At 69.3% G+C, this 13,296-nt stretch carries 12 protein-coding genes; all 12 read left to right on the forward strand.

The features are described from left to right. Positions 1–12 precede the first annotated feature (12 nt). The 12 genes from C4F17_RS05110 (at position 13) to C4F17_RS05165 (ending at position 13,276) form a co-directional block, all read left to right on the forward strand. A complete protein-coding gene (locus C4F17_RS05110) occupies positions 13–726 on the forward strand; it encodes a 4'-phosphopantetheinyl transferase family protein (RefSeq protein WP_106934504.1) in 714 nt (237 codons plus the stop codon). Next, the gene (locus C4F17_RS05115; protein WP_106934505.1) at positions 723–1,541 is read left to right on the forward strand and encodes an alpha/beta fold hydrolase; all 819 of its coding nucleotides are present in this window, start codon (positions 723–725) and stop codon (positions 1,539–1,541) included. Before C4F17_RS05110 ends, C4F17_RS05115 begins: the two co-directional genes overlap by 4 nt. Next, the gene (locus C4F17_RS05120; protein WP_106934506.1) at positions 1,534–2,463 is read left to right on the forward strand and encodes an alpha/beta fold hydrolase; all 930 of its coding nucleotides are present in this window, start codon (positions 1,534–1,536) and stop codon (positions 2,461–2,463) included. Before C4F17_RS05115 ends, C4F17_RS05120 begins: the two co-directional genes overlap by 8 nt. A gap of 97 nt (positions 2,464–2,560) precedes the next feature. Further along, positions 2,561–3,730, forward strand: a complete 1,170-nt coding sequence (locus C4F17_RS05125) for a polysaccharide biosynthesis/export family protein (protein ID WP_106934507.1) — start codon at positions 2,561–2,563, stop codon at positions 3,728–3,730. A gap of 38 nt (positions 3,731–3,768) precedes the next feature. Further along, positions 3,769–6,087 (forward strand): polysaccharide biosynthesis tyrosine autokinase, encoded by a 2,319-nt coding sequence (locus tag C4F17_RS05130; RefSeq protein WP_106934508.1) that lies wholly within the window; start codon positions 3,769–3,771, stop codon positions 6,085–6,087. After that, positions 6,084–6,785, forward strand: a complete 702-nt coding sequence (locus tag C4F17_RS05135) for a sugar transferase (protein ID WP_106934509.1) — start codon at positions 6,084–6,086, stop codon at positions 6,783–6,785. The genes C4F17_RS05130 and C4F17_RS05135 overlap by 4 nt, the downstream gene beginning before the upstream one ends. Before the next feature lie 29 nt (positions 6,786–6,814). Then, complete coding sequence (locus tag C4F17_RS05140; RefSeq protein WP_106934510.1) at positions 6,815–7,792, forward strand: GDP-L-fucose synthase family protein; 978 nt, start codon at positions 6,815–6,817, stop codon at positions 7,790–7,792. Further along, a complete protein-coding gene (gene gmd, locus C4F17_RS05145) occupies positions 7,785–8,909 on the forward strand; it encodes a GDP-mannose 4,6-dehydratase (RefSeq protein ID WP_106934511.1) in 1,125 nt (374 codons plus the stop codon). The genes C4F17_RS05140 and gmd overlap by 8 nt, the downstream gene beginning before the upstream one ends. Positions 8,910–8,923: 14 nt before the next feature. Beyond that, the gene (locus C4F17_RS05150; RefSeq protein ID WP_081268277.1) at positions 8,924–10,261 is read left to right on the forward strand and encodes a hypothetical protein; all 1,338 of its coding nucleotides are present in this window, start codon (positions 8,924–8,926) and stop codon (positions 10,259–10,261) included. Next, the gene (locus tag C4F17_RS05155; RefSeq protein ID WP_234382585.1) at positions 10,258–11,358 is read left to right on the forward strand and encodes a glycosyltransferase; all 1,101 of its coding nucleotides are present in this window, start codon (positions 10,258–10,260) and stop codon (positions 11,356–11,358) included. The genes C4F17_RS05150 and C4F17_RS05155 overlap by 4 nt, the downstream gene beginning before the upstream one ends. After that, positions 11,355–12,305 (forward strand): hypothetical protein, encoded by a 951-nt coding sequence (locus tag C4F17_RS05160; protein ID WP_234382588.1) that lies wholly within the window; start codon positions 11,355–11,357, stop codon positions 12,303–12,305. The genes C4F17_RS05155 and C4F17_RS05160 overlap by 4 nt, the downstream gene beginning before the upstream one ends. 35 nt (positions 12,306–12,340) lie before the next feature. After that, positions 12,341–13,276, forward strand: a complete 936-nt coding sequence (locus C4F17_RS05165; RefSeq protein WP_106934512.1) for a hypothetical protein — start codon at positions 12,341–12,343, stop codon at positions 13,274–13,276. The last annotated feature ends 20 nt before the right edge of the window (positions 13,277–13,296 follow it).

Here is a 13,296-nt window from a genome sequence, read left to right on the forward strand (position 1 = left end):
AGAAAGAACGCCATGACAAGCGCCTCCCTCGCACGCTCCATCGACGCATCGGTCTGCCGCTACGTCGACCTGGACGAGTTCACCGACCTGCTGCCCGCGCAGATCCTGTCGCAGCACGAGTGCGAGCGGGCGGACGGCTTCCGGTTCGGCAGCGACCGGCAGCACTTCGTGGCGGCGCACATCGCGCTGCGGCAGGTGTTGTCCGCGCACACCGGCCTGCCGGCGGATGCGCTGGACTTTGCCGTCGGCGCCTTCGGCAAGCCTTCGCTCCAGGGCCGCCCGCGCACGCAGTTCTCCATGAGCCATTGCCAGGGGCTGGCGCTGATCGCCATCGGCGGGCGCGGGCCGCTGGGGGTCGACGTCGAACTGCTTCGCAAGGTGCCCGACGCCGCCGCATTGGCCGCGCGGCATTTCACGCGGCGCGAGAACGAGGCCCTGTCCGCGCTGCCCGAGCACGAACGCGACCGCGCCTTCCTGACCTGCTGGACCCGCAAGGAGGCCTGCCTGAAGGCGATCGGCGTGGGCATGCTGGTGTCGCCGCAGAGCTTCGAGGTGGGGTTGGAGCCCGATTGCCGCAGCGTCGAGCTCTCGGTGGCCGGGCGCATCCTGTGGCTGGTGCTGGGCGCCGCGCCGCCGCGCATGGACTGCGTCGGCGCGATCGCCGAATGGCGCGAGACCCAGGGCCGCGCGACCGTGAGCGGTCCGATGGCGGAGGCACGCGCATGAACTCCCTCGCGCTCATGTTCGGACCGGCGTCGCGCCAGCTGTTCGGCATCTTCCATCCCGCGGAAGACGCCGGCAGCGCGGAAACCGCCGTGCTGGTCTGCCCGCCCTATGGCGCCGAGGGCCTGCGCACGCACCGCTTCTTCAAGGTGCTGGCCGAGCGCCTGGCGCGCGCCGGCATCGCCACGCTGCGCTTCGACTTCTACGGCACCGGCGATTCACCGGGCGACGAGCGCCAGGGCGAGTTCGAAGGCTGGCGGCGCGACCTGTGCTCGGCGCACGAGGAGCTGCGCCGCCGTGCGCCCGGCGCGCGCATCGTCTGGGTCGGCGCCCGGCTCGGCGCCACCCTGGCGGTGCTGGCCGCGCGCAACGGGCGCTGCGACCCGGTGCGGCTGGTGCTCTGGGAGCCGGTGATCGACGGCCGGCGCTACGCCCGCTTCCTGCGCGAGCAGCACGTGGCGGCCATCGACGCCACCTTCTGCATTCCCGACCTCTCATGGCGCCGCAACCTGCTGCGCGAGCCCGACGCCGTGCCGGAAGAAGCGCTGGGCGCTTCCCTTTCGAGCACGCTGCGCGCGCAGCTCGCGGCGCTCACGCCCGACGCGCTGCAGCTCACCGCGCTGCACGACACGCTGGTGCTGGCGCAGCCAGAAGACGAATACACGGCGCAATGGGCCGCCGAGCAGCAGTCGCGCCACATGCCGGTGCGCCTCGCCTACTTCAAGCACCGTCTCGAGTGGACCGCCGACCCCTATCCCAACAGCGCGATGGTGCCGGCGGACGCGCTCAACCGCCTCCAGGGAGCTCTTCATGAATGACATGACGCAAAGCCCGGTCCGCTTCGGGCAAGGCGAATCGCTGGTGGGCATGCTCACCACGCCGGCTGGCCAGGGCGCCGCCGCGGTGGGCTGCCTGATGCTCAACATGGGCGCCAACCACCGGGTCGGCCCGCGCCGCATCAACGTCAAGCTGGCGCACCTGCTGGCCGCGCGCGGGGTGAGCAGCCTGCGGCTCGACCTGGGCGGCGTGGGCGACAGCGACGCGGCCGACGCCAGCAGCGACCTGCGCACGCGCGCCGTGCAAGACCTGCGCGCAGCCATGGACCTGATCGAGAACAGGCTGGGCATTCGGCAGTTCGTGATCGTCGGCATGTGCTCGGGCGCGGAGCACGCCATGTCGGCCGGCGCGGCGGACACGCGCGTGATCGGCATCTCGATGTTCGACGGCTTCGCCTTCCCCGAGCGCCGCACGCGCTGGGAGCGCACCGTGCGGCGCGCGCTGGCCGCGCCGGTGCACCCGTCGTTCGCTGGCAAGGCGTTGCGCTGGGTCAAGCGCCGGGTGCTGCGCATCCAGACGGGAAACAAGCCGCTGCCGGGCTTCTTCACCGAGGAAAGCTCGCCCGAGGCCACCGCCAACTGGTTCGCCGCCACCATGAAGCAGCTGGCCGAGCGCAAGGTGGCGATGCAGCTGCTGTACTCGGGTTCGCTGCATGTCTGCGACTACGACCGCGACCAGCTCGGCGCCTTCCGCCATGCGCCCTTCGCGCAATCGCTCCAGTACGAATTCATGCGCGAGGTCGACCACACCGTCTGCACCGAGAAGGGACAGCAGCTGTTCCTGCAGTCGGTGGGCGACTGGGTCGCCGAGCGCTGCTTCGGCGCCAGCACCGAGCGGCGCAGCGCAAGCCGCGCCGCGGCAGGCGCCGGGCGCGCCATGCCCACCACCCTGGCCGCTCCCTGAGCCGGCCAAGCCCGACCCACCCCGCACAGAACCGTTCACACCGGCAGTCAAGGAGATAACCATGGACCACATCCATTCCGCCAGGCCCTCGCCGGGCATGCGCACGCTCTCAGCCCTCGCCCTGGCGGAATACCGCCTGCGATGGCTGGGCCTGGCCCTGCTGCTTTCCCTGGGGCTGGCGGGCTGCGCACCGGGCTTCGGCACGCCGGGGCCGCTGAACTACGGCGACGGCAACCAAGGCGGTGGGGACGCGACCGCGTCGGCGGCCGCCGGCAAGATCATTCCGATCACGCCCGACCTGATCCGCACGCAGATCGCGCAGCGGCCCAAGGGCGTGCCCGACTCCATCAAGAGGCTGTTCGCCGAAGCCCCGGTCTACACCATCGGGCCGGGCGACGTGATCAGCATCATCGTCTACGACCACCCCGAACTGCTGCCCAACGCGGGCGCGGTGATCGCGCAGCAGTCGGACCCGACCGGCGTGACCGTGGCGCCCGGCTTCATCGTCGACGCCAAGGGCGAGATCTTCTTTCCGTACATCGGGCGCACCAAGGTGCAGGGCCTGACGGAGAGCGGCGCATCGGAACTGGTTGCGCGGCGCATCAAGGCCTTCGTCAAGGAACCGCAGGTGTCGGTGCGCATCCAGTCGTTCCGCAGCCAGCGCGCCTACGTGCAGGGCGAGGTGCGCACGCCCGGGCTTCAGATCTTCACCGACGTGCCGATGACGCTTTCCGAAGCCATCAGCCGCGCCGGCAGCTTCACCCAGCTCGGCGACCGCTCGCATGTCACGCTCACGCGCGGCGGCGTATCGACGCAGATCGACCTGCCGCTGCTGCAGGCGCAGGGCTTCGACGCCAACGGCATTCCGCTGCGCAACGGCGACATCGTGAACGTCGGCACCCGCGAGGACAACCGGGTCTACGTGATGGGCGAAGTGCGGGCGCCGTCGGCGCTGCAGATGCGCCTGAACGGCCGCCTGAGCCTGAACGAGGCGCTGGGCGACGTGGGCGGGCCCGACCTGACGACGGCGGACACCGGCCAGATCTACGTCGTGCGCAACACGCCGGACAACCCCGGCGCGCCGCAGGTCTTCAACCTCAACGCGAGGAACCCGGTGGCGCTCGCGCTGGCCGACCGCTTCGAGCTGCAGCCGCGCGACGTGGTGTACGTCGACCATGTGCCGCTGGCCACGTGGAGCCGCGTGTTCAGCCTGATTCTTCCGTCGGCCCAGGTCATCAACCTGGCCCGCGACACCGCGCGCCGGTAAGCGCCCCACCCCGTCTCCCGCACGAAAAGGTGAACCCCATGAACGCGCGTTGGCAACCTTCGCTTCCCGCTCCGGCGGGCACCCCCATGCCCATGGTCGAGGCATCCTGGGTCCGGGAATCCCGGTTCCAGGAATACCTGGACATCCTCATCGACAGCCGCTGGCTCATTGCCGGACTCACGGCGCTGGCGCTGCTGGCGGGTGCCTGCTATGCGCTGTTCGGGCCCAGGGTCTACGAGGCCAACATCCTGATCCAGGTGGAAGACTCCGACCGCTCGGGCGGCAACTTCCCCGGTGACGCCACCGGGGGCGCCGGCATCGCCTCGAAGACGCCGGTCGCCGGCGAGACCGAGATCCTGCGCTCGCGCATGGTGCTGGGCCAGGCCATGGAGAACACCAGGCTCTACATCAGCGCCAGGCCGCGCTACATCCCGGTGGTGGGCGAGTTCCTGGCGCGGCATTCGAGCCGGCTGTCTTCGCCGGGCATCTTCGGCATGGGCGACTATGTCTCGGGCACAGAGCGCATCGCCGTTGCGCAGATGGACGTGCCGCCGGCCTTCGAAGGCAAGAAGTTCCTGCTGACGGCGGAGGCCGGCGGCAACTACACGCTGACGAACTCCGGCCTGGAGGCCCCGCTGCAGGGCAAGGTCGGCGTGCCGCTGGACGCCGCCGTGCCGGGCGGCACGCTGCACCTGCTGGTCGGCTCCTTCGAGGCCGAGCCCGGCGGCGCCTTCGAGCTGGTGCGCAATTCCAAGCAGCTCACCCTGCTGGGCCTGCAGAAAGACCTGCGGGTGGTCGAGAAAGGCAAGCAGTCGGGCGTGATGGACGTCAGCATGCAGGCCGAGGACCGCGGCCAGCTGGCCGACGTGCTCAATGAAGTCTCGCGCCTGTACGTGCGCCAGAACATCGACCAGAAGACGGTGCAGGCCGAGCGCGCGCTGGCCTTCCTGGGCACCGAGCTGCCCAAGTTCAAGACCCAGCTGGAGCAGTCGGAAGACAGCTACAACCAGTACCGCAACCAGAACGGCACCATCAGCCTGGACGACGAGGCCCGCAACGCGCTGTCGCAGAACGTCGACCTGCAGGCCAAGCTGCTCGACGCGAAGCAGAAGCGCCTGGACCTGGTGGGCCGCTTCACCGCGGCGCACCCGGCGGTGCAGACGCTCGACTCGCAGATCGCCTCGCTCAAGAAGGAGCTGGGCGCGGTCGACGGGCGCATCCGCCGCATGCCGATGCTGCAGCAGAACTCGCTGCGCATGCAGCGCGACATCAAGGTCAACACCGACCTCTACGCGACGCTGCTGAACAGTTCGCTGCAGATGCGGCTGGCCAAGGAAGGCAAGGTGGCCAACGTGCGCGTGCTCGACCAGGCGCTGCTGCCCGAGAAGCCGGTGCGGCCGAAGGCGCTGATCGTCATGGCGCTGTCGCTGGCGGGCGGGCTCTTCCTGGGCGGGGCCACGGCACTGCTGCGCAAGACGCTGAAGAAGTCGATCGGCAGCCCCGAGGAGATCGAGGCCGTCACCGGGCTCAACGTGTACAGCACCATCGCGCTGAGCACCCAGCAGCGCGTGCTCGACCGCGCCATCCGCGGCGGCAAGCCGGGCGTGAAGGTGCTGGCGGCGCTGCATGTCGAAGACCCGGCGCTGGAGGGGCTGCGCCGCCTTCGCACCGCGCTGAAGTTCGTGATGCTGGGCGCGCCCAACAACCGCGTGCTCATCTCAAGCGCCACCGCGGGCGCGGGCAAGACCTTCGTGTCTTCCAACTTCGCGACGCTGCTGGCGTCGTCGGGCAAGCGCGTGCTGCTGATCGACGCCGACCTGCGCCGCGGCACCCTGAGCGAGGAGTTCGGGTTGCAGCGCAAGGACGGGCTGTCCGACGTGATCACCGGCGGCGTGCCGCTGGACCGCGCCATTCACTACCACGTGCTGCCGCGCCTGGATGTCATGACCTCGGGCACGCTGCACTCCGACCCCGCCGGCATGATGACCAGCGACGTCTTCTCGCAGACGCTGGCCACGCTGTCCAGCCGCTACGACGTGGTGATCGTCGACGCGCCGCCTGCCCTGCTGGCCTCCGAGACCGCAGCGATGGCGCCGAGCATGGGCACGCTGCTGCTGGTGGCCCGCGCCGACCAGAGCGAGAGCGGCGAGCTGCTCGAAAGCGTCAAGCGCCTGGGCCATGTGGGCGCGGCCTTCCACGGCGTGGTGTTCAACGCGGTCGACACCACACGGCGCCACTACCGCGGCTACAGCTACGGCTACTACGACGCCTACAGGCGCGAGTCCGCCGGCGCGCTGAGCTTGAACGATGCCGACACCGTGATGCCCAAGCGGATCGAACCGGAGCACGCGGCATGAGCGTTCTTCGATCCAACACCCCGCCGCAGCCCGCTCACGGCGCGGCCGCCAACACACCCGTCTATGCACCGATCGGCGGTGCCCCGTGGCTGCGCGCGGCCAAGCGCGCGGCAGACATCGCGATGGCGGGCTCGTTCTTCGTCTTCTTCGGCTGGGCCTACGCATTGATATGGCTCGGCGTGCTCATGAGCTCGGGCGGCCCGGCCATCTACATGCAGCCGCGCTACGGCAAGGACGGCAAGGTGTTCCGCTTCCTCAAGTTCCGCTCGATGGTGGCCGACGCAGACGCCGTGCTGGCCCGCCACCTGCGCGAGAACCCCGGCGCGCGTCGCGAATGGGACATGTACCAGAAGCTGGAGCACGACCCGCGCATCACCCGCTTCGGCGCATTCCTGCGCAAGTACAGCATCGACGAGTTCCCGCAGTTCTGGAACGTGCTGCTGGGCGACATGAGCATGGTCGGCCCCCGGCCCTGCATGTTCGCGCAGAAGGAGCTGTACGGGGACTACTGGGACCACTACTGCGCGGTGCGCCCCGGCATCACCGGGCTGTGGCAGATCAGCGGCCGCAACGAGGTGAGCTACCGCAGGCGCGCGGCGATGGATGCGGAGTACGTGTCCACGCTGTCGCTGACGCGGGATCTCGTGATTCTGTTGAAGACCTTCGCGGTAGTTGCCGGGGCGCGTGGCTCGCGCTAGGGCCGCCTTTTCCACCCATGAAAGCATCTATGCGCATCTTCGTAGCCGGACATCGCGGAATGGTTGGCCAGGCGCTGGCGACGCGGCTTGCGCAGGCAGGCCATGAGGTCGTCACGCGCAGCCGTGCCGAACTCGATCTGCTCGACCAGGCGGCGGTCGCCCGCTTCTTCGCGATGGAACCTGTCGACCAGGTGTACCTGGCCGCGGCCCGGGTCGGCGGCATCCATGCCAATGCAAGCTACCCCGCGCAGTTCATCTACGAGAACCTGATGATCGCGGCCAACGTGACGCACCAGGCATTTCTGGCGGGCGTGAAGCGCATGCTGTTCCTCGGTTCCAGCTGCATCTATCCCCGGCTGGCCGGCCAGCCGATGGCCGAAGGCGCGCTGCTCGGCGGACCGCTCGAGCCGACCAACGAGCCCTACGCCATCGCCAAGATCGCCGGCCTCAAGCTCTGCGAGAGCTACAACCGGCAGTACGGCGCCAGCCACGGCATCGACTACCGCAGCGTGATGCCGAGCAACCTCTACGGCCCCGGCGACAACTACCACCCGCAGAACAGCCACGTGGTGCCGGCACTGCTGCAGCGCTTCCACCGCGCCCGGCAGGAACGCGCGCCGCAGGTGGTCGTCTGGGGCAGCGGCCGCGCGCGGCGCGAGTTCCTCTATGTCGATGACATGGCCGACGGCTGCATCGCGGTGATGAACCTTCCGCAAGCCGTTTACGCGCACCACACCACGCCGATGTGCGGCCACATCAACCTCGGCACCGGCGAAGACGTGTCCATCGCCGAGCTGGCTGCACTGGCCCGCGAAGTGACCGGCTACCAGGGCGACATCCGCTACGACACCACCCAGCCCGACGGCGCGCCGCGCAAGCTGCTCGACGTGACGCGCGCCGCCGCCATCGGCTGGCGGCCGACAGTGCCGCTGGCCGAAGGCCTGCGCCGCGCCTATGCCGCCTACCTCTCCACCACCTTGTCCACCGAAGAGATCGAACATGCCTAAACGCGCACTCATCACCGGCATCACGGGCCAGGATGGCTCCTACCTTGCGGAACTGCTGATCGAGAAGGGCTACGAGGTGCACGGCATCAAGCGCCGTACCTCGCAGTTCAACACCGGACGCATCGACCACCTCTACGCCGACGTGCATTCCATCGCGCAGCGCCATCTTCACCTGCACCACGGTGACCTGGCGGACGGCAGCAACCTCACGCGGATCATGCAGGAGGTCCAGCCCGACGAGGTCTACAACCTGGGCGCGCAGAGCCACGTGGCCGTGAGCTTCGAGAGCCCGGAATACACGGCCGACATCAACGCGCTGGGCACGCTGCGGCTGCTCGAGGCGATCCGGCTGCTGGGCCTGCAGTCGAAGACGCGCTTCTACCAGGCCAGCACCAGCGAGCTCTACGGCCTCGTGCAGGAGGGCCGCCAGAGCGAAAGCACGCCCTTCTATCCGCGCAGCCCCTACGGCGCGGCCAAGCTCTACGCCTACTGGATCACCAAGAACTACCGCGAGGCCTACGGCTTCTACGCGTGCAACGGCATCCTCTTCAATCACGAGAGCCCGCGGCGCGGCGAGACCTTCGTGACGCGCAAGGTCACGCGAGGGCTGGCCAACGTGGCGCAAGGTCTGGAGCAGTGCCTCTTTCTCGGCAACATGAACGCACTGCGCGACTGGGGCCACGCCAAGGACTACGTGCGCATGCAATGGCTGATGCTGCAGCAGCCGACGGCGGTCGACTACGTCATCGCCACGGGCATCCAGTACAGCATCCGCGAGTTCGTCACCAAGGCCGCGCGCGAGCTCGGCATCACACTGGTCTTCGAAGGACGCGGACTCGACGAGGTGGCGATTGTCAGCGCGGTGGAAGGCGAAGATGCGCCGGCAGTCTGCGTCGGCGACGTGCTGGTGCGTGTGGATCCGCGCTACTTCCGCCCCTCGGAGGTCGAGACGCTGTGCGGCAACCCGGCCAAGGCGGCGGACGACCTGGGCTGGGTGCCGGAGATCACGCTCGACGAGATGGTGGCCGAGATGGTCGCTTCGGATCTCGGCTTGGCCAAGCGCCGTGCGCTGCTGCAGCGCCACGGGTACCACACGCCCCAGAGCATCGAGGCCTGAGCGCGGAGCCCGCCATGAGAACCCTCACCTTCTGGTCCGGCATCGTCTGCGCCTTCCTGTGCGGGCTGGTCGATCCTGCCTGGGGCTATGCGGCGGTGTTCGTGCTGTCGCTGGTGCAGCTCGCGCTGCTGGGTTCTTCGGGCGGCAGCGTGTTCCTGCTGATCCACTACGCCACCCTGCTGACCTATTTCTCGCTGGCGCCGGCGATGCAGATCGCCAACGACGTGGATTTCTGGGAAACGGGCGTGCTCACCACGTCTTCGCACACGCAGGCGCTGGTTCTGTTGCTGCTGTACATGGCCGGCGTGGAGGCCGCGCGCTTCGGCATGCCCGAATCGCCGGTGCACCGCCCGGGCCTCCACCATGCGCGCGCGGTCGGCGTGGCCCACCCGTTCCTGCTGCTGCTGAGCTGCTCGTTCGCGGCCTTCGCGACGCTCTTCATCCGGCCCGACCTGAACTTCGTGGCCCGCGGCATGCCGGGCGAGGACGACAGCGTTCCCGTCGACTTCATCGTGTACAGCACGCTGCCCAAGCTGGTGGTGCTGATGTGCTTCGTGGCGCTCACGATCCATGCGTTCCGCCGGCGCACGCCGTGGGCCTGGGCCTCGGCGGGGCTGGCGCTGGCGCTGGCGGCGGTGGCGGCCAACCCGGTCAACACGGCGCGGCAGATCCTGCTGATCGGGCTGCTGCCGCTGTTCATCCACGCGCTGGCGCGGCAGAGGCACTGGCGCTGGGCGCTGGCGGGGCTGATCTTCGGCGCCATCGCCGCGCTCGGGCCGGTGCTGAACCTGCTCTCGCGCGGCAGCATGTGGGGCGAAGGGCTAACCACCTTTCCGTTCAGCCAGGACTTCGACGCGATGTTCGTGGTGGCGGGCATCCTGGAGCGCGCGCCCATTCCCGACCTGGGCTGGGGCCGCTACCTGCTGTCGGCTTTCTCGTTCTTCCTGCCGCGCGACCTGAAGATGTTTCCGGATTTCGATCCGCTCGGCTGGTCGGCCATTCTTGGCAATTTCTCGCAGAGCAACCTGTCGCTGCCGCCGTTCACCACCGCCTATTTCGACTTCGGGCTGATGGGGCCGCTGCTGCTGGGCATCGCGATCTCCGCGGGCTTCCGGCTGGTCGACAGGGCGATCGATCCGCATCGCGCGTTGTCGGGCAGCTACCTCTCGGCGCTGGTGCTGCTGTCGGCCTACGTGCCGTTCATGCGCGGTCCGATCCTGGGCTGGGGCCCGTTCGCGACCTCGGGCCTCATCGCCGCGGTGATCGCCGGCGCCCTGAGCGCGCGCAGCCGCCGCATGCGCCGCGTGCGTGCCCTGCCGCCCACGGTGCGCCACGACCTCCCGACTCCGTGAGCAAGCACATGGCCACCTACCTGTTCTACGACACCATCCGCCTCAACCCGAGGTCCGGCGGCGTGCTCAACGTTGCCGAGGTGCTGCTGCGCAACATGCGGCTGTCGCAGGGGGACAGCGTGCAGTCCGTCAGCGAGCGGCATCCACGCCTGTACGAAGCGGCGCGGCGGTTCGGCGTGAGCCGCTTCCTGCTGGAAACGCTGCTCTACAACTTCCACCGCATCCGCGCGCTGCTGACCGGCGAGCGGGTGTACGCGCTGTTCCCGAACTACTTCCTGCCCTTCACGCTGTTCGGGCGCCACGCGGACGCGGTCGTCATCGTTCACGACCTCCAATACAAGGCCTACCCGGCGTACTTCAGCCGGGCAAAGCGCATGTGGCTCGACTGGAGCCTGTGGCGCGTCGCGCACAGCGCGGCCAACGCGGTGTTCATCAGCAAGAGCAGCCTGCATGACTTCGAGCGGCATTTCGCGCGCTGCGCGCATGCCTCGGTGATCTTCAACCCGGTGGACGCGCCGCGCGCGCCCGTCCGTGCTCCTGCGCCGGAAACGGAACAGGCGCAGGAGCGCTACCTGATCGCGGCCTACCACTATTACCCGCACAAGAACTTCAGCGGCATCCTCGCGCTGTTCGAGCGCATGAAGCGCGCGGGCCTGGTCGACTTCCTGGACATCACCGGCAACGGCGCGGCCGAGGTGGAGCGCATGGTCGCCGCGCTGGCGCCCGAGGTGCGCGGCTGCGTGCGCCACCGCGGGCTGGTGTCGCGTGAGGAACTGGTGCGGCTCTACGCGGGCGCCACGGCGTTCATCTCGCTGTCGACCTTCGAGGGCTTCAATCTCTCGGCCGCCGAAGCCGCCACGCTGGGCGTGCCGCTGCTGCTGTCGGACATTCCGGTGCACCGCGAACTGTTCTCGGGCTACGGCTTCTTCGTGGGCAGCGCCTCCTGCGACACCTACCGGCTCGCGCGCTACCTGGCCCGGCACGAGCGCACGCGGCCCGCATGGCTGCACGCCCAGGCCTGCGCGCCGGGCGCGGTGGCCGCGCGCTACCTGGCGCTCAAGCGCGCCGCCGTTCCGCTGGCGAGGGCCGTGCAATGAAAGCGCTCGCCACCCTGCTGCTTCTTTGCGCCACGGCATCGGTTGCGCTGGCACAGCCCGCGCAAACCGCGCAAACTGCCCAACAGGCCGAGGCCCCCGTGCCCGGCTTCGGCGTCATGGTGCACTACCTGCCGGACAAGCAGTCCATCGCGCAGGTCAAGAACTTCGACGTCGAAGCCTTCGCTTCGGGGCTGGCGCAGATGCGTGCGTCGCACCTGATCCTCACGCTGGGCCAGAACAACGGCCAGTACATCTCGCCGAACTCCGCGCTCGAGGTGCTGTGCCCCGGCGCCGCCAGGAACCGCCCGCCACGCGACCTGCCGCTGGAGATAGGCGAGGCATTGCGCGCACGCGGCATCGCGCTGATCCTGTACCTGCCGTTCCGTGCCCCGCAGGCCGACCCCGCGCTCATGGCCTGCCTGGGCGACGTTTCCGAACAGGAGCCGCCGCCGGCGCGCTTCATCGCCGCGTGGTCGAGCGTGATCCGCGACTGGTCGGAGCGCTACGGTCCGCTGGCAAAGGGCTGGTGGTTCGACGGCACCTACAACACGCAGGGCATCTCGGCCGCGGGCTGGGAAACGCTGTGCGACGCCGCGCGCAGCGGCGCGGCCAACCGCTGGCTGGCCTTCAATGCCGGCGAGGGGCAGGCGCGCTTCAGCCTCAAGAGCGCGCCCTGCCAGAACCTCATGGCCGGCGAATACATGCAGCCGCCCGCGCATTTCGCGCCGCCGCCTTCGGAGCTCGTGTTCCACGTGCTCACGCCGCTCACGCCCTCGTGGGGCCGCGAGGCGGCGCCGCGCTTCACCGCGCAGCAGCTGCGCGACTGGATCGGCGAGGCCCGCGTGGCGCGCGGCCTCTTCACGCTCGACATGCCCCTGGACAACAACGGACGCTTCCTGCCCGCCCATGTGGCGCTGGTGAAGAGCGCCACCGCCCGCAAGCCCTGACGCGCCGCATCAACCCTCCACCCATGCTGTCACACATGACCCACACCGCCCTCCCCTTCGTCGTGGTCGAAGACCGCCAGAACCGCACGCTCGCGCTGTGCCGCGAGTCCGCCGCGCTCGCGCAGGAACAACTCGTGGTGCTGTCGGACACCGACGCCGGCCCCGCCTACGAACGCTTTCGCCATGCCTACGTGCACCTGTCGAGCAACTCGCCGGAGTTCGAGCGGATCTGCTTCCGGCGCTACTTCCTGCTCGCGCAATACCTGGCCGCCAACCCCGGCTGCAGCGCCTTCGTGCTGATCGACAGCGACGTGCTGCTGTTCAAGGGCATCGGCGAGCATGTGCGACGCCTTGCCGGCAAGGCGGACTTCTCGGGCTCCTACATCAGCCCCGCCGACGGATGGAACCCCTGCCAGGTCTCGCCGCACGTGAGCTACTGGACCGCCAACGGCCTGCGGCGCTTCGTGGCCTTCGTGCTCGACACCTACACCACGCCATCGGGCCGGCGCAAGCTGCGCGAGATCGCGGCGCGCTTTGCGGCGCGCGGCATCCGCGGCGGCGTGTCCGACATGACGCTGCTCTACCTGTGGGCGCGCGCCAGCGGCAATGACGGCCCGATCAACCGCGTGCTCGAAGGCATGGTGATCGACCACAACATCAACAGCCCGCACAACCACCTGGCGAACGAGTTCCGCTACCGCGGCGGCGCCAAGCGCATCACCTATGCCGACGGCCGGCCGTGGCTCACGTCCGCGGCGGGCGGGCGGACGAACGTGGTGGCGCTGCATTTCCAGGGCAGCGCGAAGATGGCCATGCCGCACGCGCTGCACGGCCGCATGCGCACCGTGGCCGCCGTCACCTACGCGCTGATGGTGGCGCGGCGCGCCAAGAACAAGGCGTTCCGGCTGGCCACGCGGGTGCGCCGCACCCTCGACGCGCTCGGCCTCGCAAACGCCCCGGCCGCCAAGTAGCCCGAACCCGACAGGCCGCG

The sequence above is a fragment of the Variovorax sp. PMC12 genome, from assembly GCF_003019815.1.
Classification (GTDB): domain Bacteria; phylum Pseudomonadota; class Gammaproteobacteria; order Burkholderiales; family Burkholderiaceae_C; genus Variovorax.